This window comes from Pedobacter insulae (assembly GCF_900113525.1).
Classification (GTDB): domain Bacteria; phylum Bacteroidota; class Bacteroidia; order Sphingobacteriales; family Sphingobacteriaceae; genus Pedobacter; species Pedobacter insulae.
The window spans coordinates 18,713-42,998 of record NZ_FOPP01000008.1; the positions used below are offsets into that span (position 1 = coordinate 18,713).

Below are 24,286 nucleotides of genomic sequence, written 5' to 3' on the forward strand. Positions count from 1 at the left end.
GTATATAATTTAGTAAATAATAGGATAATCAATGTCAGACGACAAACCCATAATTTTATTTAAAGCAGTTAAGGAACTTAACGTAGGGATTGCTACAGCCGTAGAATTTCTAAGTAAGAAAGGCTTTGCTGTGGAAAATAAGCCCACTACAAAACTTTCAAAAGAAATGTATGATACATTATTGAGAGAGTTTCAGGGGGATAAAATCGTAAAAGAAGAAGCCAATCAAATCGTTATAGGTAAAATTCGTCGTGATGAACCTGAAGTAGCTGAGAAGGCTCCTGAGACGCCTAGAAAAAAACCAGAATTTGAAAACGAAGGTATTCTAATTAAAAATCTTCATTCATACGCACCTCCGGTAGAAAAACCAAAAGAAGAGAAACCAGTTGTTGTTGAATCTCCAAAGGTTGAAGAGCCGGTTAAAGCGGTGGAGCCAGTAGCAGAGAAAGCTGAAGAAGGATCTCTGCCGGGCGTTAAAGTGGTAGGTAAAATAGATCTTGACGATCTTAATACTAAAACTCGTCCTGCTAAGAAAGAAGAAGCAGCGCCTGCTGAACCAAAAGCTGCCGAGGTAGCCAAAAAGGAAGAAGCGCCGGTTGCACCTAAAGTTGAAACTCCAGCTGCGGTTGAGAAACCTGCTGAAATTGCTGCCGAAAAACCAGTTGTTGTGGAAGCCCCTAAAGCTTCGGAACCCGTTAAAGCTCCTGAACCTGTTGTTACGCCAAAACCTGTTGCAGAAACTCCTGCACCGGAGGATGAGGTAATTAAAGCACGTTCTGTAAAATTATCAGGGCCAAACATTATTGGAAAGATCGTTTTGCCCACTACTCCAGATCGTAGAAACCAACCGGTTGCTTCATCTGCGGGAGATAGCGAGGCTGCAAAACGTAAACGTAAGCGTAAGAAAACTCCTGGAGGACCAAATGCTCCCCAGGGACAAGGAAATCAAGGTCAAGCTAACCAACCTTCGCAAGCGCAGGCACCACGCCCAGCAGCACCAGTTGGAAACCGCCCTGATTTTAGAAATAATACGAACAATACAGCTGGCGGTCGCCCTAACTTTAGAAATGCCAGACCTGGTGGCGCCGCCCCGGGTGGACCTAAAGAGGAACCAACAGAAAAAGAAATACAAGATCAGATTAAAGCAACACTTGCTCGTTTAAGTGGTGCTGGTAAATCGGGTAAATTTGCGCAGCGTGCCAAACTTCGTCGCCAGAAACGTGATGATGTAGCATTAACAGCAGAGGAGGCAGCAGCAGAAGAGCAATTACAATCTAAAGTATTGAAGGTAACAGAATTTGTTACGGCAAATGAGTTAGCGAATATGATGGACGTACCAGTAACCAAAATTATTGGTACTTGTATGAGCTTAGGTATGTTTGTGTCCATTAACCAACGTCTGGATGCGGAAACACTAACAATTGTTGCCGACGAATTTGGTTACGAAATACAGTTTGTAAAAGCTGATGAAGAGGCCGACAGTGTAATTGAAGAAGAAGATGCAGTAGAAGATTTAGAGCCAAGAGTTCCGGTGGTAACCATTATGGGCCACGTAGATCATGGTAAAACATCCCTACTAGATTATATTCGTAAAGCAAATGTGGTAGCCGGTGAGGCTGGTGGTATTACACAGCATATCGGTGCTTATAAAGTAACCACTAACTCTGGCAAGCAAGTTACTTTCTTAGATACACCGGGTCACGAAGCCTTTACGGCAATGCGTGCTCGTGGTGCTAAAGTAGCAGATATTGCTATTATTGTAATTGCGGCTGACGATGCAGTGATGCCTCAGACAAAAGAAGCAATCAATCACGCTCAGGCAGCCGGTGTTCCATTGGTGTTTGCCTTTACAAAAATTGATAAGCCAGGTGCTAATTCTGACAAGGTAAAAGAACAGTTGTCGGTGATGAATATCCTGGTGGAAGATTGGGGTGGTAAATTCCAGTCGCAAGAAATATCGAGTAAGAGCGGCTTAAATGTTGATTTGTTACTTGATAAAGTATTACTGGAAGCTGAATTATTAGAATTAAAAGCTAATCCTCACAAACGTGCTACAGGAACTGTTATCGAGGCAACACTTGATAAGGGACGTGGTATCGTAACTACCATATTGGTACAGGCAGGAACGTTAAGAGTTGGCGATCCAATCTTAGCCGGTAGTTATAGCGGTAAGGTGAAAGCGTTATTCAACGAACGTGGTGCCAAAGTAGCTGAAGCCGGGCCATCGGTACCAGTTCAGGTATTAGGTATGCAAGGCGCACCTACTGCTGGTGACAAATTTAATGCAATGGAAAGTGAGGTTGAAGCGAGAGAGATTGCAAATAAACGTTTACAATTGATGCGTGAACAAGGTTTACGTACCCAGAAACATATTACCTTAGATGAGATTGGTCGTCGTTTAGCCATTGGTAACTTTAAAGAGTTAAACTTGATTGTTAAAGGTGACGTGGATGGTTCAATTGAGGCACTTGCCGATTCATTGTTGAAATTATCTACTGAAGAAATTCAAATCAATATTATTGGTAAAGCGGTTGGTCAGATTTCAGAGTCTGATGTATTGTTAGCATCTGCTTCAGATGCCATCATCATCGGTTTCCAGGTACGTCCTTCACCAGGTGCGCGTAAGCTAGCCGAAGCGGAACAAATCGATATCCGTTTATATTCTATCATTTACGATGCCATTAATGAGATTAAGGCGGCTATGGAAGGTATGTTGGCTCCAGAATTTGAAGAGAAAATTGTGGCTAACGTAGAAATCCGTGAAACCTTTAAAATTACCAAAGTGGGAACCATTGCAGGATGTATGGTGCTTGACGGTAAGATTAATAGAAACAGTAAGATTCGTATTGTACGCGATGGCGTAGTCGTTTATACCGGCGAGTTAGCTTCCTTAAAGCGCTTCAAAGACGATGTTAAAGAAGTATCTAAAGGTTATGAGTGCGGATTGAACATCCAAAACTTTAACAACATTGAAGTAGGCGATATTGTAGAAGCTTACGAACAAGTTGAAGTGAAGAGAAAGTTATAAAGAGCATTTTATATAATGTAAAAAGAGCGATTTTGTCGCTCTTTTTTTATATTTGTCCTACCTAACAAATGAAAAGCATGACCTCAGATCACAGTCCGAAGCTACTTTCTTTACCCAAGATTTTGGATGACAGGGGCAATCTATCTTTTGTGGAAGAAATGCAGCACATACCGTTTGCCATTAAAAGAACATATTGGATTTACGATGTTCCAGGTGGCGAAATTAGAGGGGGACATAGTTATAAGGAAAACCAAGAACTAATTATTGCCTTGTCCGGTAGTTTTACCGTGGTGATAAACGATGGCTTTACCACTACCGAATTTTCGCTAAATAGATCTTATGTTGGTTTATATATCCCTAATGGGATGTGGAGACATATGGAGAATTTCTCCACCAATTCATGCGCACTAATTCTATCTTCTACACCGTATGATGAAAATGATTATGAAAGGGATATGGAGAGTTTTATTAAAAGCAAATGTTGATGAAACCTTCCATATATAATTGTAGCGTAATAGAGTTACCCAAAATTAACAATAGGGCAGGAAATATTACGCCCGTTCATGGCCTTCAGGATATTCCCTTTGATATTAAAAGGATTTATTACCTATATGATGTGCCGGGTGGAGAAACACGTGGAGGCCATGCTCACAAAGAATTGCAACAGTTAATTATTGCAGCTAGTGGTAGTTTTGATGTGGTTTTAGATGATGGAAAAAATAAACGCACAATCACCCTAAATAGGCCAAATTTCGGATTATATGTAACCCCTTTAATATGGAGGGAACTGATTAATTTTTCTTCCGGAGCCGTTTTATTGGTACTTGCCTCCCTAAACTTTTCGGAGGATGACTACATAAGGGATTATGGCGAATTTTCTAAATTAATTAATGAATAGAGAACTGCAAAATATTGTACGCTACGGCATCACGCTTAGGCTGGTAGAAGCAGACGATGCCGCTTTTATCTTGAGGTTGCGAAATGATGAGACTTTAGGCAGGCATCTTTCCAAAACCAGCGCTAGCCTTGAAGACCAAATCAATTGGATACAAAAATATAAGGAACGCGAAAGCCGAGGAGAGGAATATTATTTTGTAGCTGTTGGGCCGGAAAATGAACGGTGGGGGACTACTAGGCTTTCAGAGTTAAATGGCTCCTGTTTTGAACTTGGGAGTTGGCTTTTCGCTAAAGAGGCACCCAATGGGGCTGCCATTAAAGCAGATATCATTGCTAAAGAAGTAGGATTTGAGCTGTTAAATTTCAAATGCTGTACGTTCAATGTTAGAAAAGAAAATAAGAAGGTATTAAGATATCATTTACATTATTCGCCTGAAAAGATCGCAGAAGATGAGCTGAATGTTTTTTTTCAGCTTAGTGAAGCTAACTTTCTGAAGGCAAGGGAGAGATTTATTAAAATGTTATAGTTATGGAACTTGATCAATTCGTTGAAAAATTCGCTGCTCAATTTGAAGATACAGAAATGGGAAACATTCATAAAGATGTAAACTTTAAACTACTGGATACATGGGATTCACTGACTGCATTTTCTATACAAATGATGATAGAAGATGATTATAACGTAAAAATTCTTCCTCAAGATTTCAAGTCAGTAGGTACGGTTGAAGAGTTGTTTGCCCTGGTGGAATCTAAAATCGTTTAGGTTATGGGTGCTTACATACATGGGGTATCGTATTACCTTCCAGATCATGTGCTAGACAACGATCAATTAAATAGACTTTTTCCAGAATGGTCGGCCGATAAGATATCAAGTAAAACAGGTATCTATCAAAGACGAATTGCAGGAAAAGATGAGTTTACCAGCGATATGGCTATTCTTGCGGCCGAGAAGCTTTTCTTAGAATATAATATCGACAGAAACGAAATTGATTTTATTTTGCTCTGTACGCAAAGTCCCGATTATTTTTTACCCACTACAGCCTGTATTGTTCAAGATCGTTTAAAGATACCTACAAGTGCTGGGGCATTAGATTTTAATTTGGGCTGTTCTGGATATGTCTATGGCTTGAGTTTGGCAAAAGGATTGATAGCAGCAAGAATTGCCACCAATATATTGTTGATTACTTCAGAGACCTATAGCAAATTTATCAACGATAAAGATAAGGGAAATCGTACGCTCTTCGCTGATGCCGCTGCGGCTACTTTAATAACAGCAAAGGAGTCACTGTGCGAAATAGGTGACTTTGTTTTGGGAACAGATGGATCGGGCGCAGAAAACCTTATTGTTAAAAACGGAGCGTCCAGGAATAGGGAGTTAAGTGGAGAGGACCTTTTACAAGATGATGGGTCTTTTAGGAATGATAATAATTTATATATGAATGGAGGCGAAATATTTTCATTTACGGCGAAAGCAGTACCACTTATGGTAAATGAAGTGTTGTCCAAAAGTAAACTTACATTGCCAGAAGTTGATCTTTTTATCTTTCATCAAGCCAATGCATTTATGTTAAATTTTATTCGGAAAAAAATTGGCATACCGGAGGACAAGTTTTTTCTTTATCTCGAGAATTGTGGAAATACTGTTTCTTCTACCATACCTATTGCACTAAAAGAAGCGTTAGCTGCTAAACGGATTGATACCGACGCAAAAGTTTTATTGGCGGGATTCGGTGTGGGTTATTCCTGGGGTGCTACCGTTCTTCATTTTAAATAAATTAAGAATCTTTTGTAACGCATTCTCCTAAATTAACGTAATGCTATAATATATAACATATAAGTTTTGATAAAATTTTTAGATCTACAGCGTATAAATGCACAGTATAAGGAAGAACTACAAAACGCATTTAATCGGGTAATCGATTCTGGTTGGTATATTCTAGGAGAGGAAGTTAAAAGATTTGAGGAAGAATTTGCAGACTATTGTGGTGTTGAACACTGCGTTGGGGTAGCAAACGGCCTTGATGCTTTGATATTGATTTTCCGTGCCTATAAAGAGCTCGGCATGATGCAGGACGGAGATGAAATTATTGTGCCTGCCAATACTTATATTGCTAGTGTTTTAGCGATTTCTGCGAATAATCTAGTGCCTGTATTAGTAGAGCCGACGCTGGATTTTTACAATATTGACCCTGCGCTAATAACGGCCCATATTACTCCACGAACTAAAGGTATTTTAGCAGTTCATTTATATGGGCAGCTGGCAGATTTAAGTGCAATTTCTATTATTGCACAGCAGCACGGCCTTAAAATAATCGAAGATGCTGCACAAGCACATGGTGCTAGCAAGGAAGGGAACAAGGCAGGAAGCTTGGGAGATGCAGCTGGTTTTAGTTTTTACCCAGGTAAAAATTTGGGCGCCATAGGAGATGGTGGAGCAGTTACCACTAATGATAACCTGCTGGCCAAAACCATTCGTGCGCTGGCCAATTATGGTTCGGAAATAAAGTACCAAAATGAATACCAAGGAGTAAATAGCAGGCTAGATGAGTTGCAAGCAGCCTTATTGGCTGTTAAGCTAAAGTATCTGGAGAAAGAAATTGAACGGCGAAGAGCAATTGCCAATCAATTTATAAATGGAATAAAAAACCCACATGTATCGTTGCCTAAAGTAAAGGATCAAAACAGCCATGTATGGCATGTATTCGTTGTGAGGGTAAAAGAAAGAGAACGCTTCCAGTCTTATTTAACTGCAAATAATATCCAAACGATTATTCATTATCCAATCCCCCCCCACCAGCAAAAAGCCTATCAGCATTTAAATCATCTTTCGCTCCCAGTTACCGAAAAAATACATAAAGAGATTATCAGCTTGCCGATCAGTGCAGTATTAGCCGATAAGGATGTTGAAAAAATTATTGCTGTTATCAATAGTTATGCGGAATAAGTCTGGAATCAAGAATTATCTGATGAAGAAAATGATCAGAATTTACAGAAGAGATAAAGTTGAATTATTAAAGCCCTTGGTTAAATACATCACAGCTAAATGGTTTTTTGAAAGATACTTTATCCCTATAAATAAATATGCCCTAATTCATCCAACGAAGGTAACCTTTATACGAGCACGTAAGATCACTTTAAGTTACAATTCAATCCAATTTTTCAATTCAATTGTTGATACTGAATTAAAACATGCAGAAGGCACTGAATACGTTGTTAAGCTAAATGATGTCAAAATTATTGGTCGCTCTGACGTGATCATTCTGGATGAAAAGCATGTTTTATACGACATCAAGTTTTTGGATACCCGTAACGAGTTTGAATACTCTGATTCTGCAATCAGGTATTATAAAGATGATAAATGCGTATTAGTGGCCGATTATGCCAAAGAATCTTTTGACAAAGGGTTAATATTTGTGGGCAATTATTCATCCAACTACTACCATATGCTTTTAGAGATAATGGTAAAATTTCGAACGCTAGATACCCTGAATCTGGACAAAGATATTCCATTAATCATGGATGAAGCATTCATGATTATTCCGCAATGCGTTGAAATATTAAGCTATCTAAATACCGATAATCGCAAAATCATTACTGTCACAGAAAATCAGGCGTATACTATAGGTGAGGCATTTCATATCTCCTGCCCAAATATTATTCCACCAAACTATAAAAATATTACCAAGATCAATGCATCTTCTGCAATGTTCGATTTATCATCTATTGCGTACTTACGTAAGCTCCTAGAAAAAGGTAAACCCATAAACTTTCCAAAAAGAATCTTCATCTCCAGAAAAAATGCAAGCGGCAGAAGGGGCTATAATGAGGATGAGATTTATGCCCGGTTAGAAAAGTATGGTTTTAAGCTCTATTTCCCTGAAGATCATGCTATGTCAGAACAAATCTCTATATTTAACAACGCCGAACTTATTATTGGTGCAACAGGCGCTGCATTTACAAATATTTTGTTTTGTAATGATCAGTGCAAAGTAGTTTGTTTAACTAATTATAAACTAAATTTATCTATATTTTCTACGATAGCGAAATATGTTGGCGTAGAAATGATTTATCTATTTGATAAGGATTTAATTTTAAATGAAGATTCGGATTTGCATGAACCATTTACTATTGATTTGCATGAAATTGATCAAACAATAGCGCTCCTAACATAAAAATGAATGCATTACCATTAGTTTCCGTTATCGTTCCATGTTACAACCATGAACAATATGTCGAAGAATGTATTCTTAGCATACTAAACCAACGCTATCAAAAAATTGAATTGATCGTGATCGATGACGGGTCGACGGATAACAGCGCAGAAGTGATTAGAAGACTGCAGACTACCTATGATTTTATTTTTGAGGTTCAAACAAACATAGGGTTATCTGCCACATTGAATAAGGCAATCATGAAGTACGCGAATGGAGCATACATTGCATTCGTTGCATCAGATGACTATTGGCATCCTGATAAAATAAGTGAACAGATAATGTTTATGCAAAAAAACCCCGACTGTGCTTTGGTTTGTAGTAAAGCGTTTTTTGTCAACGGATCTTCTACAGTAACGGGTGAGTTTAATCCTCAGGCATTTAAAGGGAGCTATTCTTTTAAGGAAATAGCCTATGGTAAGTGTTTAATTCCTGCACTCACTGTTTTAATACAAAAGGATATTTTAAATGTGATTGGACTATTTGATGAGGACCTCTTGATTGAGGATCTGGATATGTGGTTAAGAATTGCGGCCAAGTATAGGGTAGGATTTATAGATAAGAAGCTGGCTTATTATCGAACCCATGATAATAATACTTCTAACAGGGTGATAGATATGGCTAAAGCAAGATTTAAGATTCTTAAAAAATGGACTAATCTTCCAGCACCGATTTTTAATAAAATTAAGCGAAACTGGGAGCTGCAAGCCATAAAAGAATTCGGAAAAACTGATTTCCAGGAAGCAAAAAAGTATTTTAACCCTACATTTAGTAATTTTCTTAATTCTTCTTATAGAAAGTTAATTTTGAGATATTATTTATACGGTCATTTTTAAGGGCTAAAAAAATGCTAACGTGAAAAAAATCCTATTTATAACGCCCTATTTTGGCAGGAGTGGCTCAGAGATGCAACTGCTTTATATTTTGCAAAATCTTGATACAAATGCTATAAAGCCTTACTTGTTCTCCAAAGATAATGGGGTTCTAACTAAAGCGCTGCCTAAAAACATCCCTTTTTCAGTCGGCTACAAACAACACCCCAACTTTTTATTTAAGCTATTAAGATTACTTCTTTATGCATTTACTATCAATCCAGTGGAGTTTCAGCTTCGATTGATACAAAAAAAATTCAAGGCCGATTATTGGTATATAAATTCTCTTGCAAATAGAGATGCTTATGAAATTGCCCATAAATTAGGAATCAAAGTGATTTCACATATTCATGAACTTCCTTTAGCTTACGGCTTGTTTAAATACAAAACTTTGCAAAAAGCTGTTCTTTCCAGTTTATGTATAGGGTGTTCGCGGGTGGTATGTGAGAAGCTAAGAGATATGGGTCATCAAAATGTACAGCTATTATATGGCTTTGTAAATGAGGAAAATATTTGCTTAACGGAAAAGAATGAAGAGATCAGAAACGAATTTAATTTTACAGAAACTGATTTCGTTTGGATTATTTCTGGGAATACCTCTACTATTAAAGGCATTGATTATTTAATACCCTTGTTAAAAGAGCTACCTAACAGACATAAGATAATTTGGATTGGCCATAAGGAACGGATTGGTGCTATGTTTTACACTGAACAGGCTGTTGCCCATTATTTTTCGGATAGGGTATTTTTTGTAGGGAAGAAAGATATTGATTACTATAACTATTTTAATCTGGGACATGCTTTTTTATCCATCTCCAGAGAAGACTCTTTTCCATTGGTGATGATCGAAGCAGCACATTTAGGGATGCCGATTGCGGGGTTTAACTCTGGAGGAATAAAAGAATTTGTAAACAAAGATTTAGGCGTTATCGTAGACCAGCTAAACTTTAAGGAACTGGCAAATGCCATGGATAAAATGGCAAACGAATATGCTAAATACGATAAGGCAAAAATTAAATCATACGCAAAAAGCTTTAACGCTAAGACCCAAGTTCAAAAGCTTACTAAAATTATAGAGGCTAACACCTAGTAAAGGTTAATCATTAAATGCTTGCATATTTATTAAACGTCTGTATAAGCCGTTTTCTGACATTAATTCAGTATGGCTGCCCATTTCAATAACTTCTCCTTTGTCAATTACTACAATAACATCTGCATGTTGGATGGTGCTTAAACGATGTGCGATGATAATTGATGTTCTGTTTTGCATTAAATTATTTAAGGCTTCTTGAACTAATTTTTCCGATTCGGTATCTAACGCCGATGTGGCTTCGTCTAGTAACATGATTGGTGGATTAGCTAAAACCGCTCTTGCGATACAAATTCTCTGTCGTTGCCCGCCAGATAGTTTATTACCCCTATCACCTACGAAAGTTTGATATCCCTCCTCAGAAGACGTAATAAACTCGTGTGCATTCGCTATTTTAGCTGCAACGATCACCTCCTCTTCAGTAGCATCTGGTTTGCCAAAAGCAATGTTGTTAAATATAGTATCATTGAATAAGATGCTTTCTTGGTTAACGATGCCCATTTTAGCTCTAATACTTTCTACAGTTAAATCTTTATAATCAAAACCGTCGATTTTAAGTGCACCTGTTTTAGGGTCGTGAAAGCGCGGGATGAGATCCATTAAGGTACTCTTTCCGCCACCTGATGGGCCAACTAATGCCACTGTTGTACCTTTTTTAACAGATAAACTGATGTCTTTAAGTATTTGCTTATCATTATAATTGAAGGAAACGTTTTCGAAGGTTAACTCCTGTTCAAATTGATCCAACGTAGTTGCACCCGGCTTATTGGTCATTGCCGGCTTGGTATCAATTAAGTCTAACACTCGCTCCCCCGCAGCAATACCCGAATGTATACCACTAAAAGAATCGGTTAAGGCCTTTGCTGGCCGCATTACTTGAGAGAATATAGCAATATATCCTATAAACTGGCTCGTTGATAAAGCATCTGGCTGATTACTAATGATTAAATTGCCCCCATACCATACAATAATCGCAACCATCAAAACACCCAAAAACTCGGACACTGGTGAGCCAAGTTGCTGCCTGCGTACCATTTTTCGATTTAAATTAGAGTATACAATATTTTCTTTGTGAAATTTGTCTTTTGTTCTTTCTGTACTATTAAAAGCCTTTATAATCTTAATCCCCCCTAAAGCTTCGTCTAAAAACCCAATCATTTTAGCAAATGATTCATGAGCTTCCTTTGCCTGTCTTTTAATACGTTTTACAATCTTACTGATGATAAATGCAGAAATAGGGATCACTAAAAGCGAAAATAAGGTGAGTTTGATAGAGATAGATAGGAGGACTAGCACATAGACGATTAATGTTAATGGTTCTTTAAATACCACCTGCAAAGTATTGGTAACGGTGAACTGGACTACCTGTACATCGGAGGCTACTTTCGAAATGATGTCGCCTTTCCGCTCGTTATTAAAAAAACCTACCTGTAAGTCCATTACATTATTAAATACCGTTTTACGTAGATTAAGTAAAGTATGAACTCTCAAGTCCTCCATATAACGTTGAGAAAGATATCTGAAAATATTAGATAACAACACAGAGCCCACAATTAATAAACAAACGTAAGTCAGCGTCTGTGAAGCGCCATTATTGATCTTGGAGGACATAACAAAGTCTCTCAACTGTCCAGTCACATCAAATAATGATTCAGCCGTGTCTGAGATAGTCTTGGTTTTACCTGGCTCTGCGGGCATCAGTGTTTCAAAAAGCGGAATCAATAAAGTGAGATTTAATGTTCCAAAAACTATCGATAGCAATGTTGCAATTATATAAGGTATTGCAAATTTCTCAATGGGCTTAGCAAAAGATAATAATCTAAAATACGTCTTCATTTAGAGGGTATAAAGAATCAAAGTTACGTATTTTTAATATCAAGTAGTTAGTATCGGGTATCAAGAATAGATTCAAATTACACCGTCTATCTCTAATTTCCCATAATCAATGAAAATATCGTTATTTGTGAGAAATAGTAAAAGATGGAGGCTTATCAAATATTGAAGAAGAATATTGCTGAAGGCAATTTTAGAGCCCTGGCTAGGGGCTTAACTTTGGTTGAGAATGAGATTGAGCCTGCGCCAGCCTTATTAAAGCATATTAAAATTAACCACCATATTCCTGTTATTGGAATTACTGGTCCGCCGGGTGCAGGTAAAAGTACGCTGGTGAATGCAATTGTTTCGTATTTTGTGAAAACCGGCAAAAAGATAGCCGTATTGGCGGTAGACCCTACTTCTCCTTTTAATTTTGGTTCCTTACTGGGTGATAGGATTAGAATGTCCCAACAATTTAATCAGCCCAATGTATATATACGTTCTATTGCAACCCGGGGGTCACTAGGTGGCGTTTCTACAAAAACCTTAGAAATGATTGACCTTATTCGTTCGAGTAATTTTGATTTAATTTTGGTCGAAACGGTAGGTGTAGGCCAGTCTGAAGTAGAAATTGCAGGCCTAGCTGATAAAACGATAGTTGTGTTGGTACCCGAATCCGGCGACGAAATTCAAAATATAAAATCAGGATTGATGGAGATTGCGCAAGCATTTGTAGTAAACAAAGCAGACCGAGAGGGTGCTTCAGCTTTCGCTAATAATCTTAAGAAATTATTAAACCAGCAACATCAAAATATCCCAATATTTAAAACTGTTGCGGATAAAAATGAGGGTGTTGAGGACTTGTGTAAATGGCTCATCAAAAAGGAAACGTTTCACGGCAATAGCAAGAGAATCTTACTTGCAGAAAAAGCGTTTAAGATAATTCAACATCAGCGAACCGCAGATATTGATAAAGTAAAGCTTAGGAGGGATATTGAAGAAGCGTCATTAGCGGCCGACTTTAATATTTATCGTTTTGTAGCGGAGAGGTTTTAAGGGGGTATTGTGCAAGCTCCCGTCATTCCGAGGATTCCCGTCATTGCGAGGATTCCCGTCATTGCGAGGATTCCCGTCATTGCGAGGTACGAAGCAATCTCACAGCTAGATTGCTTCGTACCTCGCAATGACGTTTAGTGTCTCGCAATGACGGGCCAGCTAATAACCTGCCGCTGTCTTAAAAAAAGGACTTCCCTGTATGGTCGATTAGGACAGTTTAGAAATTCATTAAAATGCGGATTTGATTCATGTCCATTTAAAATAGGGAATATACTTGAATAATCCGCAAACGATTGCTTTATCCTTATCTAACGCCTGGAAAGCAAACGTTTGAGCTATCTCTAACGTGTTCTTTTTAAGTTTTTTGTGGAATTGACCTTCTGCTTATAAAGGATAGTTGTCTGTGAAGCAAACTGCCGCGAAGAAATATGGGAATTTATCCTAATTTTTGGCTCATTTTAAGTTTGGAACGGAGTTTGTATAGTATTTTGAGATTATAAAAATTTGTTTAATTTTGTTTTACAAAAAATTATACAATTAATATTTGTTTAACCTTAAAAAAGAAAATTATGAATTATTCTACTTTAAAAAAGGGTCTTGTAGCCTCTTTAGTAGTATTGATGGGAGCAACGTCTCTTGTTAGTGCACAAGATGCTCCTGCTCCTTCTTCTTCTGCCAAGGTATTTGGTGGTAGAGGTCAATACAGAACTTGGTCACTAGGTGTGAACGCGGGTATTCTTCAGCCTGTTGTTTTATTAGGTGGTAGAAATGACTTTACTAACTGGGGTGTTAACTTAGGTTATGGAGTTTCAATCCGTAAACAATTAGGTCATGCATTTGGCTTAGAAGGTAACATTATGAGAGGTAAAATTTCTGGAAGCAACGAAGATGCTGCTGGTGGTGTTCAAAATGGTATTGCATCATTTGAAACTAAATTTGGTTATGCAGCCGATTTAAGAGGTGTTATCAATGTTGCTACTGTAGATTTTTTAAGTCGTGAAAACTCAGTTAACTTCATTTTAAATGCTGGTTACGGTTTATTAGCTTATGAGCCAACGGTAACTGCTGGAAACGGTACTAGTACAACTCAAAAACCACTTGATGGTGATAAGTATTACCATGGTGCATATATTCCAGTAGGAGCAGGTGTGAAATTCAAGATTTCTGATAACGTATCATTTAATTTGAATTATACGATGAGCTTTGTAGATGATTTCAATGTAAACGGTGTTCAAGCTGGTAGCAGTATCACGTCTAACTTTGATAAATTTAGCTATACTTCAGCTGGTTTAGAATTCTCTTTAGGTTCTAAAGCTAAACCTAACTTAGATTGGGTTAACCCACTTGCTTTGATGTATGATGAATTGAAAGATCCTTCATTACGTCAAGAAGTTGAAGCATTGAAAAACCGTGTTTCTAACGTTGAGAAATCAATCGAAGACTTGAAAAAAGATTCTGATGGTGACGGTGTTGCTGATCAATTTGACAAATGTCCTGGAACTCCTGCGGGAACTGCAGTAGATGGCTCGGGTTGTCCACTTCCTGTTCCAGCTCCTGTAACTGCTACTGAGACTTCAACTGCATCAGGATGGGAAACTATTCAATTCGAATTCAATAGCTCAGTTTTAAAAACCGAAGCTTATCCAATCTTAGATAAATTATCTTCTACATTGCGTGAAAACGGTGGTAAAATAACTGCAAAAGGTTATGCTTCAAGCGAAGGTACTGCTGCATACAATTTGAAATTATCTAAAGATAGAGCGAATTCTGTTAAAACTTATTTAGTAAACTCTGGTGTTAATTCTAGCCAAGTTACTGCAAAAGGTTTTGGTGAAGCTAACCCTATTGCTTCTAACGATACTGAAGAAGGTCGTATCCAAAATCGTCGTGTTGAGACTTCAAGAAACTAGTCTTTCTTAATTCAATAGAAACCCCGTAGTACTTATAAGTGCTACGGGGTTTTTTTATTACATTTGCATATGTATTTTTTCAGGAAAAGAGACCCCGAGAGACCTGTCAATTTTAATATTAAGGTAATGCATTGGATTAACGCAATTGCCATTATATTATTTGTCGGAGGCATAACTTGGAAGCTTATCCAATGGTTTATATTAAAGAAATAATGAACACAGTAATCAACACAAAAAATGCTCCAGCTCCAATTGGACCATACAGTCAAGCCATATTGGCGAATGGATTTTTATTTCTATCCGGTCAGGTAGCTATAAATCCAGAGAATGGGGAGCTTAATCTATCTTCTATTGGGGAGGAAACCCATCAGGTGATGCGTAATATTAAAGCAGTGCTTTTGGAAGCAGGCTACACCTTTGATCATGTGGTTAAGACTACTATATTTTTAGCAGACATGGAATTATTTTCCGCTGTTAATGAAGTATATGGTTCCTACTTTAGCGATACCTACCCAGCGCGCGAAACGGTTGCTGTAAAAGGTTTGCCAAAAGGGGTGAATGTAGAAATATCTGTAACAGCCTATCAGGGGTAACTCATTGAAATCAAAATCTCGGTATTTATTAGCCGCTTTTTTATCTGTAGCAATTTGGGGTTTTTTTTCTATTCCATTAAGAAATATTAAAGCATTTCCTGCGGAAGAAATATTGTATTATCGAATATTTACTTCCTTGATTGTAATATGGGCTGCAATTTTTCTTTTTAGAAGAAATATATTAAAACAAGATCTACAATTCTATAGATCGGCATCCCTAAAAGATAAAAAAATAATTGTTTATCAAGTTATTGGTGCGAGTGTACTGCTTACCCTTAACTGGTATACCTTCATTTATGCTGTAAATAATGTAAGTCTTAAATCGGCAGCATTTGCCTATATGGTTTGCCCCTTGATTACAGCTTTCGGTGGTTTCGTTATTTTAAAAGAAGAGCTTTCCAAGATCAAGCTTGCTGCACTTGCAATCGCACTCATGAGTATCATTATGCTTGCTACTGGTTCGTTTATAGAAGTGCTTTGGTCGGTGATTATTGCGGCATTATACGCGTTTTATTTAATTATACAGCGGAAGATGCAATATCTGGATAAGCTGAATGTATTGGCTTTGCAAATTACTGTAGCCGTAGTCTTGATGCTTCCATTTTATATTTACCATCATGAAAGCTTTCCAGTAGGAACATGGTTTTGGGGACATATTATTGTTATAGCCGTTTTGTTTACGGTTATTCCTTTGTTCTTGAGCTTGTATGCATTAATTGGAATTCCATCCTCCACGCTAGGTATTATCATTTATCTTAACCCTATCATTGCATTTACAGTAGCGGTTTTGTATTTTGATGAAAAAATCAGTGCTCATCAATTGTTAGCTTATCTGTTACTACTATCTGCAGTTTTCCTATTTAATTGGAACTTGATAAAAGATATCTTTACTTTTAAGAGAAAATAATAATAATCATTTGTTTGCCTCAAATTTAGATACACCGCTGGTATACCTTAAGGGCGTAGGCCCTAAGCGTGCCGAACTTTTACAGAAGGAGTTAGGAGTTACTACCTATGAGCAACTTTTAAATCATTATCCATTTCGGTATATAGATAGAACACGGTTCTATAAAATTAATGAACTCCACCCCGATCTGCCTTTGGTACAAGTTATCGGTAAAGTAAGTGCCAAAGAAATAATTGGAGAAAAACATAAGAAGCGCATATTAGTTAAGTTTACAGATGAAACCGGAACCATGGAGCTGGTTTGGTTCCAAAGCTTAAAATGGGTAGAGGAAAACATTTTACGGGGCGGCAAATACATCGCTTTTGGTAAGCCAAATTTATTTAATCATAGCTTTAGTATTTCTCACCCTGACATGGAATTGTTTCCAAGACAGGCAGGTATTACCGGCAATTTGACTTTGCAGCCTATTTATAACACTACCGAAAAGCTTAAAAAGAGCTTCTTGGATAGTAAAGGGATCCAAAAATTGATCCACCTTATTATTGAACTTCATATTAATGAGGTTAGAGAAACATTGCCTAAGTACATACTTGAAAAGTACAAGCTTGTTAGCAGAAAAGAGGCTTTAATTCAGATACATTTTCCACGGGATACTTTTAAGCTTCAACAGGCGGAAAGACGTTTGAAATTCGAAGAATTGTTCTTCATTCAATTACAGCTATTACATAACAAGCAATTAAGAAGTCTTAAGTTTAAAGGAGCGCTGTTTAATGAGGTAGGGGAGAAGATCAATACCTTTTACAATAAAATATTGCCATTCGAATTAACAAACGCCCAAAAGCGTGTTATTAAAGAAATTAGACTTGATACACAACGGGGTGTTCAAATGAACCGTTTAATACAGGGGGATGTAGGAAGTGGAAAAACAGTTGTTGCGCTAATGAGTATGTTATTGGCAAATGACAATGGCTATCAAGCCTGTATGATGGCACCGACTGAGATATTAGCCCGCCAACATTACCACTCCATAGCATCACTTTTAAATGATGATTTGGCAAAAGTTGCGATTTTAACAGGGAACACCACCAAAAAGCAACGCACCTTATTGCACGAGCAGTTGGAAGCTGGTGAAATCGATATTTTGGTAGGAACCCATGCCCTGATAGAGGATAAAGTTAGATTTAAAAATCTGGGTTTGGTGGTAATAGACGAGCAACATCGCTTCGGTGTTGAACAAAGGGCGAAACTTTGGAGAAAAAATATTGTTCCCCCACATATCCTGGTGATGACAGCCACACCAATTCCACGCACCTTGGCTATGACTTTGTATGGCGATTTGGATGTCTCGGTAATTGATGAACTTCCGGTGGGAAGAAAGCCCATTGAAACCAAACATTTATTCGAAGGACAGCGTTTAAGGATGTTTGGATTTATGAAACAGGAGATTGCTAAAGGCCGGCAGGTTTACATAGTTTATCCGTTGATTAAGGAAAGTGAAAAATTAGATTTGTTAAATTTGGAAGAGGGAGTTGCGCAAATGCGGGATCAGTTTCCTTTGCCAGATTATCAGATCAGTATTGTTCACGGCCAAATGCCCAATGCAGACAAGCAATACGAAATGCAACGCTTTATTGATGGGAAGACTCAGATTATGGTGGCAACTACGGTAATCGAAGTGGGTGTAAACGTACCAAATGCATCTGTAATGGTTATTGAAAATGCAGAGCGTTTCGGATTATCACAGCTCCATCAGCTGCGAGGAAGGGTTGGTCGTGGTGCCGAACAGTCTTTTTGTATTTTAATGTCGGCCGCTAAACTTGGCCCAAACTCAAAATTACGATTAGACACCATGGTAAAGACAAACAATGGTTTTGAAATAGCTGAAATCGACCTGCAGTTGCGTGGTCCCGGTGATATTACCGGAACGCAACAAAGTGGGGTATTGGAACTTAAAATGGCAAACTTAGCAAAGGATCAGATTATTTTGCAGGAAGCCAGAAATACGGTTATCGAATTATTTGAAAAAGATCCGATGTTAAGCAGCCCCGATAACAGTTTACTTAAAACCTATTTAGATAAAAGAACAAGGGCCATAGCGTTTGATAAGATATCTTAAAATTATTCCATCTTAAGACCTCGTCATTGCGAGGAACGAAGCAATCTTACGATTAGATTGCTTCGTTCCTCGCAATGACGCAGTTTACTCCTCGCAATGACGATCTCGCAAGTTGGATCAGCTAATCTTCGTCGCTACCAGGTAATGATCCCGAACCTGAATAGGCACCTTTTCTAATAATGGGCATTTTAAGATACTTAAAAAGCTCGTCTAAATGCGTTAGACTTCCGTTGGTTAAGTTCCCTAAAAAAATTACCACAATGTCTTTATCAAGATTACGAACGTAGATATGTCGGAATCCATGCCACCATCCCGTGTGGTAAACTACTTTATCCATTCCCTTCCCCTCAAACATCCTCCAGCCGTAGCCATAATTAAAATGACCGTTTACAGGTTTATTCCTCCCTTTATAGGCTGAATCCAAGCTTTTTTGAGTAAGCAATCTTCCATTCTTTAAATATTTGTCATAGAGCACCAGATCGTGTAGTGTGCTATAAATGCCTTTATCACCCACTGGGCCATCTAAAAAATTTTGTACCACCGAGTAACGCCAGGTACGATCGTGCCCTACTACATCAACCGGAATTTTTGGGTACACCGTTGTTGAATAAACATGCGTATTTTTCATACCCGCAGGTTTAAAGATATGCTCCATCATGTAATTGGCATACGTTTTACCTGTAACCTTTTCTATAATGGCAGCCAAAACCATATAATTGGAATTATTGTAGTGAAATCGATCGTTTGGTTTAGTATATCGGTTGGGTTTTTTATCGGCAATTATATTCATTACCTCTTGGTTAGAAACGCCTTTCTTTTGATCCTTCTTTTCTTTGCGCCAGATGTCGTCGATGAAATAAACATAGTTCATCATTCCACTTCGATGTGTTAACAGCAGTTCAATGGTTATTCCCTCATATGGAAAATTAGGGTAAAACTTTTTTACATTATCTGCAAGTTTTAATTTCCCAGCTTCTACGAGCTGCATAATAGCGACGCCTGTAAATGTTTTGGTAACGGATGCCAGCTCAAATTCTGAATTGATTTTTAAGCTATCACGATGAAGATAATCTGCCCACCCAACAGATTTTTCATAAAGAATTTTACCTTTCCTGGCTACCAACATATTTCCATTGAAGCCGGTTTTTCTATGTAAATTCTGCACAAAGTCGGCAATCCAACGATCTCCTTTTTTAGGGTCGTAAGCTAACAATTTCATATCGGCAGTGTCATCAGCTTTAACTCTGATTTTTTTGTCGGCTTCAACTTTTTTAGTTTTTTCTTCCTGACTTGAGCAAGATGAAATGGTAAGGATGGTAAGCGTAAATGAAACGAATAGTAAACGAAAACTCATGAATTGACTGGAAATGGTTAAAAGTCGCAAAATAAGAATTATTGGCTTTACAAGCAGAAAGAGTTTTAAACATTTTCTCTGTAACATGTGGTGTAGACTAATTGACAATAAATCCTTATTTTTGAGGAAAATTACAACATACATTATGAGTTTTAGAATAGAACACGATACAATGGGCGAAGTGCAGGTGCCTGCTGATAAATACTGGGGAGCACAAACTGAACGTTCACGTAATAACTTTAAAATAGGGCCCGAAGGTTCGATGCCAAAGGAAATTATTCATGCTTTTGGCTATTTAAAAAAAGCAGCGGCGCAGGCCAATCACGAACTTGGTGTTTTATCAGCCGATAAGGCATCACTTATTGCTAAAGCTTGCGATGAAATCATTGCCGGTAAACTAGATGATCAATTTCCTTTGGTTATTTGGCAAACAGGCTCGGGTACCCAAAGCAATATGAATGGAAACGAGGTTATTGCTAATCGTGCACATGTAATTAATGGCGGTGCTTTAACAGATGAACAAAAAGTGCTTCATCCTAATGATGACGTGAATAAGTCTCAATCATCAAACGACACCTATCCAACTGCGATGCATATTGCAGCTTATAAATTAACAGCAGAGAATACTATCCCGGGTTTGGAAAAATTACGAAATACTTTGGCAAGGAAAGTAGCAGAATTTGCACATATCACTAAAACTGGACGCACACACTTTATGGATGCTACTCCTTTAACCCTAGGGCAAGAGTTTTCTGGATATGTACAGCAAATAGATAACAGCATTCGGGCCATTAAGAATTCTTTGGTGATGGTTGCAGAATTAGCATTAGGTGGTACAGCTGTAGGTACAGGGTTAAATACACCTCAAGGTTATGATGTTTTGGTAGCAAAAAAAATTGCAGATTTAACAGGTCTACCTTTCGTAACTGCACCCAATAAATTTGAAGCGTTGGCCGCCCATGATGCAATGGTTGAGCTTTCGGGCGCTTTAAAACGTACAGCAGTTTCACTGATGAAAATTGCTAATGATGTGAGGATGTTGAGTTCAGGACCACGTTGTGGAATTGGAGAAATCATCATTCCGGACAACGAGCCAGGGTCATCTATTATGCCTGGTAAAGTGAATCCTACACAGCCAGAAGCAATGACAATGGTTTGTGCACAGGTAATGGGTAATGATGTAGCAGTTGCTATTGGAGGTGCCACTGGGCATTTTGAATTAAATGTTTTTAAACCGTTAATTGCCGCTAATGTGCTGCAATCGGCCAGATTAATTGGGGATGCTTGTATCTCATTTAATGACAAATGTGCAGAAGGCATCCTTGCAAATGAACCAGAGATCAAGAAACACCTTCAAAATTCTTTGATGTTGGTAACAGCGTTAAACCCTCACGTTGGTTATGAGAATGCTGCTAAAATTGCGAAAAAAGCGCATAAAGAAAATAAGACTTTAAAAGAAGCTGCTGTAGAATTAGGTTTATTAACCAATGAGCAATTTGATGCTTGGGTTAAGCCAGAAGATATGGTAGGATCGTTGAAGTAGGCCTGATAATGATTTTTTACAAAGGAACCCGGCTTTTAGCTTTAGCTCTTACTCTTTCGGTTTTTTTAACCGCTTGCATCAGGTTGCCAAATGTTCAGGGTGAAGGCGAAGCGTCGTTGCAAGGGATATGGAATCAGGATAGTGTGGCAAATGCAGCTCAACTCTTAAGTTATACTGCTCATAAGTTTAAGTTCAGCTGTGATTCATTTTATGTTGATTTAACCACTCATTCGAAAGTTAATTATTACGAAGAAACCTGTTTTAATAACGGCGTTTGGAATGAATATGCTAAAGGAACCTATGTTGTTAAGGGAGACACCTTATTTCTTAAAGGAACATTTACCAAAGCAAATTATAAACAAAAAGTATCTGGCTGTTATCGAAACGGACAATACCTAAATAATTTTAAAATTAAATCAGCCACTGCAACTAGTTTAGTCTTAGTAGGGATAAACGACCATAAGGAAGTTGTAATGGCGCTCAAAGAGCAAATAAAATGCGTGCCTAAACAATTATAACATGAAGAAATCATTGGTTTTAAAGAAAATTACAATTGTTCTTATGCTCATGTATCTGCCCTTTACGAGCGGAGCTTGGGGAGTACTCGGACACAGGATTGTTGGTGAGGTGGCCGACCATTATATCAATGCAAAAACGCGTAAGGCTATTCAACAGCTATTAGGTACAGAAAGCTTGGCAATGGCTGCAAATTGGGCTGATTTCATCAAATCGGATACGAGTTACAATTACTTGAGTAATTGGCATTATGTTAACCTTCCGGCAGATTTAACGAAGCCAGCTGTATTTAGTTTTTTAGAAAGTGAATCGGGGCCTAATATTTACAATAAGCTCAATGAAATGATCACAGTACTAAAAAACCAAAAGAGCACAGCCGAACAGAAAAAATTGGCTTTAAGAATGGTGATTCATTTGGTAGGTGATTTACATCAGCCAATGCATACAGCTAGGAAAGAAGATTTAGGGGGCAACAAGGTATTCGTTACTTGGTTCGGCGAAAAATCTAATCTGCACCGGGTGTGGGATGAGAGCCTGATCAATTTCCAGCAATTAAGCTATACGGAATATACCAAAGCGATTAATCATCCTTCAAAAGCCGAATTTACAACCTGGCAGAAGGCAAGCTTGAAAGAGTGTGTATTTGAATCATATGAGATTTGCAATAAAATTTATGCAACTGGCATAAAAAGTGATGATAAATTAAGTTACCGATATAATTTCGATTGGATTGACACAGTTAATCAGCAGTTATTAAAAGGTGGTGTACGTTTAGCGAAAATTTTAAACGACATTTATATCTAAGGGTTTCGTACTAGCAATAATTATGAAGTTGTTTATCAATTTGAAGCAAAATAGGTTTTGAAAATTTTAATAGTGTGCATGGGTAATATTTGTCGTTCGCCTTTGGCAGAGGGCATCATGCGCCATTTAGTTAAGGAACAGCATTTAGACTGGGAGATTGCATCAGCCGGAACTGGCGCATGGCATGTTGGAAAGGCTCCTGATAAGAGAAGTGTCGAAGTGGCGAAAAATTTTGGTTATGATATTTCAGCCCAACGTGGCAGGCATTTTACAGCAAGTTTGTTTGATGATTACGATCACATTTTTGTGATGGATAAAAATAATTATAAAGAAGTAACTAAGCTCGCAAAAACTGAGGCACATAAAAATAAGGTAAGTTATTTCTTGGCTGATTATGGTGAGGTGATTGACCCTTATCATCATGATCACCTATTTGAACATGTGTTCCAAGAAATTGAAGCTAGATGTAAGCGATTGATTAAACAGTTAACCAATTAACCAAATTATGCGATCACCACAACTATTTATGGTTTTATTGGGTGCTACCCCTAAAGGAAGAAATATTGAGCAACATGATATTTTTTTCGGGATTGGAACATCAATTAAAGATTTGCTACCTGAAATGCTGGCTTTTTGGCCGGAGGCAAAGGATAAAATCCATGTTGATGCTTATAGAATTGTGAATAAAGTTGGAGATTATAAAGTTGAAGTAGTTGTAAAAGGGGAAGAAGTGAAGGAAGATACTACGAGCCTGTTTTTTTTGAATTTAGGCGGGTATAAGCAAGGGGAATTTGAAGAACTACATTATAAAATGCTCGTTGTCGCAAATCAGAAAGCGCTTGCTATAAAGGAAGCTAAAGAAACTGCTTTTTATAAACATACGGGTTTTAAAGGAGCCACCTCCCATATTGATGATAAATTTGGGGTTGATGTTGACGATATCTTCGAAATAAAAGACATTTTATCAGCTCAAACTAAAAGTAAATACACTTTGAAATTTTCTTCAGGAAGCGATTTGCTGGAAGATGAGCTGATATTGGGATACATACCCATTTCAAAATTAAGATAGTCCTAAACAGGCTGTAGTTGTGTGGCAATAGCGATCCGGTTCCATGCATTGATCGTCACTACCATCATGATAATTTGAGCAATATAATGATCGTCGAATAATGCTTTAGCTTTATGATAGGTTTCGTTCCTTAATCCGGCATTTGCAATCAAGGTCACTTCTTCGGTGATTGCTAAGATAACACGCTCTTCTTCGGTATATAATTCAGTTTCTCGCCAAGCATTTAGTAAATAAATACGCTGCTCAGTTTCTCCATTTTTGCGGGCATCTTTAGTGTGCATGTTAATGCAAAAGGCACAGCCGTTTATTTGCGACGCTCTAATTTTGATTAGCTCCTTATGTGTTTTGCTGAGATTACTGGTTGCTAAAAAATTTTCTAAACCCAACATAGCTTTATAGCCATTAGGTTCAACGTGCTCAATATTAATTCTTTTGTCCATATGTTTTGTTTTTAATGACAGGACAAAGTTAAAGGGTCCATCTTAAAGAAATCTTAAGCTAGTTT

At 37.8% G+C, this 24,286-nt stretch carries 24 protein-coding genes; 21 read left to right on the top strand and 3 right to left on the bottom strand.

From position 1 onward, the window contains the following. The first annotated feature begins 31 nt into the window (after positions 1–31). From infB to BM207_RS13500, 10 genes are all read left to right on the top strand, one after another. Positions 32–3,028, top strand: a complete 2,997-nt coding sequence (infB, locus tag BM207_RS13455) for a translation initiation factor IF-2 (RefSeq protein WP_090995134.1) — start codon at positions 32–34, stop codon at positions 3,026–3,028. A gap of 77 nt (positions 3,029–3,105) precedes the next feature. Further along, positions 3,106–3,513 carry a sugar 3,4-ketoisomerase gene (locus BM207_RS13460; RefSeq protein WP_090995136.1) on the top strand — a complete coding sequence of 136 codons (408 nt, stop codon included), beginning with the start codon at positions 3,106–3,108 and terminating at the stop codon, positions 3,511–3,513. Continuing rightward, a complete protein-coding gene (locus BM207_RS13465) occupies positions 3,513–3,926 on the top strand; it encodes a sugar 3,4-ketoisomerase (RefSeq protein ID WP_090995139.1) in 414 nt (137 codons plus the stop codon). Before BM207_RS13460 ends, BM207_RS13465 begins: the two co-directional genes overlap by 1 nt. After that, a complete protein-coding gene (locus BM207_RS13470) occupies positions 3,919–4,452 on the top strand; it encodes a GNAT family N-acetyltransferase (RefSeq protein ID WP_090995142.1) in 534 nt (177 codons plus the stop codon). Before BM207_RS13465 ends, BM207_RS13470 begins: the two co-directional genes overlap by 8 nt. Before the next feature lie 2 nt (positions 4,453–4,454). After that, positions 4,455–4,688 (top strand): acyl carrier protein, encoded by a 234-nt coding sequence (locus BM207_RS13475; RefSeq protein WP_090995145.1) that lies wholly within the window; start codon positions 4,455–4,457, stop codon positions 4,686–4,688. A 3-nt stretch (positions 4,689–4,691) separates the two neighbouring features. Continuing rightward, on the top strand, positions 4,692–5,699 hold the full coding sequence (locus BM207_RS13480) for a 3-oxoacyl-ACP synthase III family protein (RefSeq protein WP_090995148.1): 1,008 nt from the start codon (positions 4,692–4,694) through the stop codon (positions 5,697–5,699). Positions 5,700–5,765: 66 nt separating this feature from the next. Beyond that, positions 5,766–6,869 carry a DegT/DnrJ/EryC1/StrS family aminotransferase gene (locus BM207_RS13485; RefSeq protein ID WP_090995151.1) on the top strand — a complete coding sequence of 368 codons (1,104 nt, stop codon included), beginning with the start codon at positions 5,766–5,768 and terminating at the stop codon, positions 6,867–6,869. Positions 6,870–6,891: 22 nt separating this feature from the next. After that, positions 6,892–8,097: a glycosyltransferase family 61 protein gene (locus BM207_RS13490; RefSeq protein ID WP_177217124.1), complete on the top strand. Its 1,206-nt coding sequence runs from the start codon at positions 6,892–6,894 to the stop codon at positions 8,095–8,097. Positions 8,098–8,099: 2 nt separating this feature from the next. Further along, positions 8,100–8,972, top strand: a complete 873-nt coding sequence (locus BM207_RS13495; protein ID WP_090995156.1) for a glycosyltransferase family 2 protein — start codon at positions 8,100–8,102, stop codon at positions 8,970–8,972. A 19-nt stretch (positions 8,973–8,991) separates the two neighbouring features. Next, complete coding sequence (locus tag BM207_RS13500; RefSeq protein WP_090995159.1) at positions 8,992–10,098, top strand: glycosyltransferase family 4 protein; 1,107 nt, start codon at positions 8,992–8,994, stop codon at positions 10,096–10,098. Positions 10,099–10,104: 6 nt separating this feature from the next. Here the strand turns inward: BM207_RS13500 and BM207_RS13505 are convergent, their stop codons facing one another. Beyond that, the gene (locus BM207_RS13505) at positions 10,105–11,934 is read right to left on the bottom strand and encodes an ABC transporter ATP-binding protein (protein WP_090995162.1); all 1,830 of its coding nucleotides are present in this window, start codon (positions 11,932–11,934) and stop codon (positions 10,105–10,107) included. A gap of 162 nt (positions 11,935–12,096) precedes the next feature. Between BM207_RS13505 and meaB the strand changes: the two genes are divergently transcribed. The 6 genes from meaB to recG all read left to right on the top strand — a co-directional run bounded on the left by meaB (position 12,097) and on the right by recG (position 18,495). Beyond that, on the top strand, positions 12,097–12,969 hold the full coding sequence (gene meaB, locus BM207_RS13510) for a methylmalonyl Co-A mutase-associated GTPase MeaB (RefSeq protein ID WP_245768112.1): 873 nt from the start codon (positions 12,097–12,099) through the stop codon (positions 12,967–12,969). Between the two features lie 569 nt (positions 12,970–13,538). Further along, positions 13,539–14,879 carry an OmpA family protein gene (locus BM207_RS13515; RefSeq protein ID WP_090995168.1) on the top strand — a complete coding sequence of 447 codons (1,341 nt, stop codon included), beginning with the start codon at positions 13,539–13,541 and terminating at the stop codon, positions 14,877–14,879. A gap of 69 nt (positions 14,880–14,948) precedes the next feature. Beyond that, the gene (locus tag BM207_RS19405) at positions 14,949–15,092 is read left to right on the top strand and encodes a DUF6728 family protein (RefSeq protein ID WP_317040310.1); all 144 of its coding nucleotides are present in this window, start codon (positions 14,949–14,951) and stop codon (positions 15,090–15,092) included. Beyond that, on the top strand, positions 15,092–15,472 hold the full coding sequence (locus tag BM207_RS13520; RefSeq protein WP_090995709.1) for a RidA family protein: 381 nt from the start codon (positions 15,092–15,094) through the stop codon (positions 15,470–15,472). Before BM207_RS19405 ends, BM207_RS13520 begins: the two co-directional genes overlap by 1 nt. 4 nt (positions 15,473–15,476) lie before the next feature. After that, positions 15,477–16,379: an EamA family transporter gene (locus tag BM207_RS13525; protein WP_090995172.1), complete on the top strand. Its 903-nt coding sequence runs from the start codon at positions 15,477–15,479 to the stop codon at positions 16,377–16,379. Between the two features lie 10 nt (positions 16,380–16,389). Further along, positions 16,390–18,495 (top strand): ATP-dependent DNA helicase RecG, encoded by a 2,106-nt coding sequence (gene recG / locus BM207_RS13530; RefSeq protein WP_090995176.1) that lies wholly within the window; start codon positions 16,390–16,392, stop codon positions 18,493–18,495. Between the two features lie 121 nt (positions 18,496–18,616). Here recG and BM207_RS13535 read toward each other — a convergent pair whose 3' ends face one another. Then, positions 18,617–19,849, bottom strand: coding sequence for a serine hydrolase domain-containing protein (locus BM207_RS13535; protein WP_090995180.1), 1,233 nt, complete (start codon positions 19,847–19,849; stop codon positions 18,617–18,619). A gap of 145 nt (positions 19,850–19,994) precedes the next feature. Here BM207_RS13535 and fumC point away from each other — a divergent pair, with 145 nt between their 5' ends. The 5 genes from fumC to BM207_RS13560 all read left to right on the top strand — a co-directional run bounded on the left by fumC (position 19,995) and on the right by BM207_RS13560 (position 23,781). Further along, complete coding sequence (gene fumC / locus BM207_RS13540) at positions 19,995–21,392, top strand: class II fumarate hydratase (protein ID WP_090995183.1); 1,398 nt, start codon at positions 19,995–19,997, stop codon at positions 21,390–21,392. 8 nt (positions 21,393–21,400) lie between these two features. Next, on the top strand, positions 21,401–21,910 hold the full coding sequence (locus BM207_RS13545; RefSeq protein ID WP_245768113.1) for a fumarate hydratase: 510 nt from the start codon (positions 21,401–21,403) through the stop codon (positions 21,908–21,910). Between the two features lies 1 nt (position 21,911). Beyond that, positions 21,912–22,712: a S1/P1 nuclease gene (locus BM207_RS13550; RefSeq protein WP_090995185.1), complete on the top strand. Its 801-nt coding sequence runs from the start codon at positions 21,912–21,914 to the stop codon at positions 22,710–22,712. A 72-nt stretch (positions 22,713–22,784) separates the two neighbouring features. Further along, a complete protein-coding gene (locus BM207_RS13555; protein WP_317040313.1) occupies positions 22,785–23,210 on the top strand; it encodes a low molecular weight protein-tyrosine-phosphatase in 426 nt (141 codons plus the stop codon). Between the two features lie 7 nt (positions 23,211–23,217). Beyond that, positions 23,218–23,781: a DUF1543 domain-containing protein gene (locus tag BM207_RS13560; protein ID WP_090995191.1), complete on the top strand. Its 564-nt coding sequence runs from the start codon at positions 23,218–23,220 to the stop codon at positions 23,779–23,781. 2 nt (positions 23,782–23,783) lie between these two features. On the opposite strand, the gene BM207_RS13565 is transcribed toward BM207_RS13560, so the two are convergent. Then, positions 23,784–24,221 carry a carboxymuconolactone decarboxylase family protein gene (locus BM207_RS13565; protein ID WP_090995194.1) on the bottom strand — a complete coding sequence of 146 codons (438 nt, stop codon included), beginning with the start codon at positions 24,219–24,221 and terminating at the stop codon, positions 23,784–23,786. Positions 24,222–24,286: the final 65 nt, after the last annotated feature.

Bases quoted from the DNA above. Each gene is read 5' to 3' on its own strand.
- BM207_RS13560 (WP_090995191.1), top strand. From the start codon at position 23,218: ATGCGATCACCACAACTATTTATGGTTTTATTGGGTGCTACCCCTAAA.
- BM207_RS19405 (WP_317040310.1), top strand. From the start codon at position 14,949: ATGTATTTTTTCAGGAAAAGAGACCCCGAGAGACCTGTCAATTTTAAT.
- BM207_RS13565 (WP_090995194.1), bottom strand. From the start codon at position 24,221: ATGGACAAAAGAATTAATATTGAGCACGTTGAACCTAATGGCTATAAA.
- BM207_RS13475 (WP_090995145.1), top strand. From the start codon at position 4,455: ATGGAACTTGATCAATTCGTTGAAAAATTCGCTGCTCAATTTGAAGAT.
- BM207_RS13470 (WP_090995142.1), top strand. From the start codon at position 3,919: ATGAATAGAGAACTGCAAAATATTGTACGCTACGGCATCACGCTTAGG.
- BM207_RS13535 (WP_090995180.1), bottom strand. From the start codon at position 19,849: ATGAGTTTTCGTTTACTATTCGTTTCATTTACGCTTACCATCCTTACC.
- BM207_RS13480 (WP_090995148.1), top strand. From the start codon at position 4,692: ATGGGTGCTTACATACATGGGGTATCGTATTACCTTCCAGATCATGTG.
- BM207_RS13505 (WP_090995162.1), bottom strand. From the start codon at position 11,934: ATGAAGACGTATTTTAGATTATTATCTTTTGCTAAGCCCATTGAGAAA.
- BM207_RS13465 (WP_090995139.1), top strand. From the start codon at position 3,513: ATGAAACCTTCCATATATAATTGTAGCGTAATAGAGTTACCCAAAATT.
- fumC (WP_090995183.1), top strand. From the start codon at position 19,995: ATGAGTTTTAGAATAGAACACGATACAATGGGCGAAGTGCAGGTGCCT.
- BM207_RS13545 (WP_245768113.1), top strand. From the start codon at position 21,401: ATGATTTTTTACAAAGGAACCCGGCTTTTAGCTTTAGCTCTTACTCTT.
- BM207_RS13520 (WP_090995709.1), top strand. From the start codon at position 15,092: ATGAACACAGTAATCAACACAAAAAATGCTCCAGCTCCAATTGGACCA.
- BM207_RS13515 (WP_090995168.1), top strand. From the start codon at position 13,539: ATGAATTATTCTACTTTAAAAAAGGGTCTTGTAGCCTCTTTAGTAGTA.
- BM207_RS13460 (WP_090995136.1), top strand. From the start codon at position 3,106: ATGACCTCAGATCACAGTCCGAAGCTACTTTCTTTACCCAAGATTTTG.
- BM207_RS13495 (WP_090995156.1), top strand. From the start codon at position 8,100: ATGAATGCATTACCATTAGTTTCCGTTATCGTTCCATGTTACAACCAT.
- infB (WP_090995134.1), top strand. From the start codon at position 32: ATGTCAGACGACAAACCCATAATTTTATTTAAAGCAGTTAAGGAACTT.
- BM207_RS13550 (WP_090995185.1), top strand. From the start codon at position 21,912: ATGAAGAAATCATTGGTTTTAAAGAAAATTACAATTGTTCTTATGCTC.
- BM207_RS13490 (WP_177217124.1), top strand. From the start codon at position 6,892: ATGAAGAAAATGATCAGAATTTACAGAAGAGATAAAGTTGAATTATTA.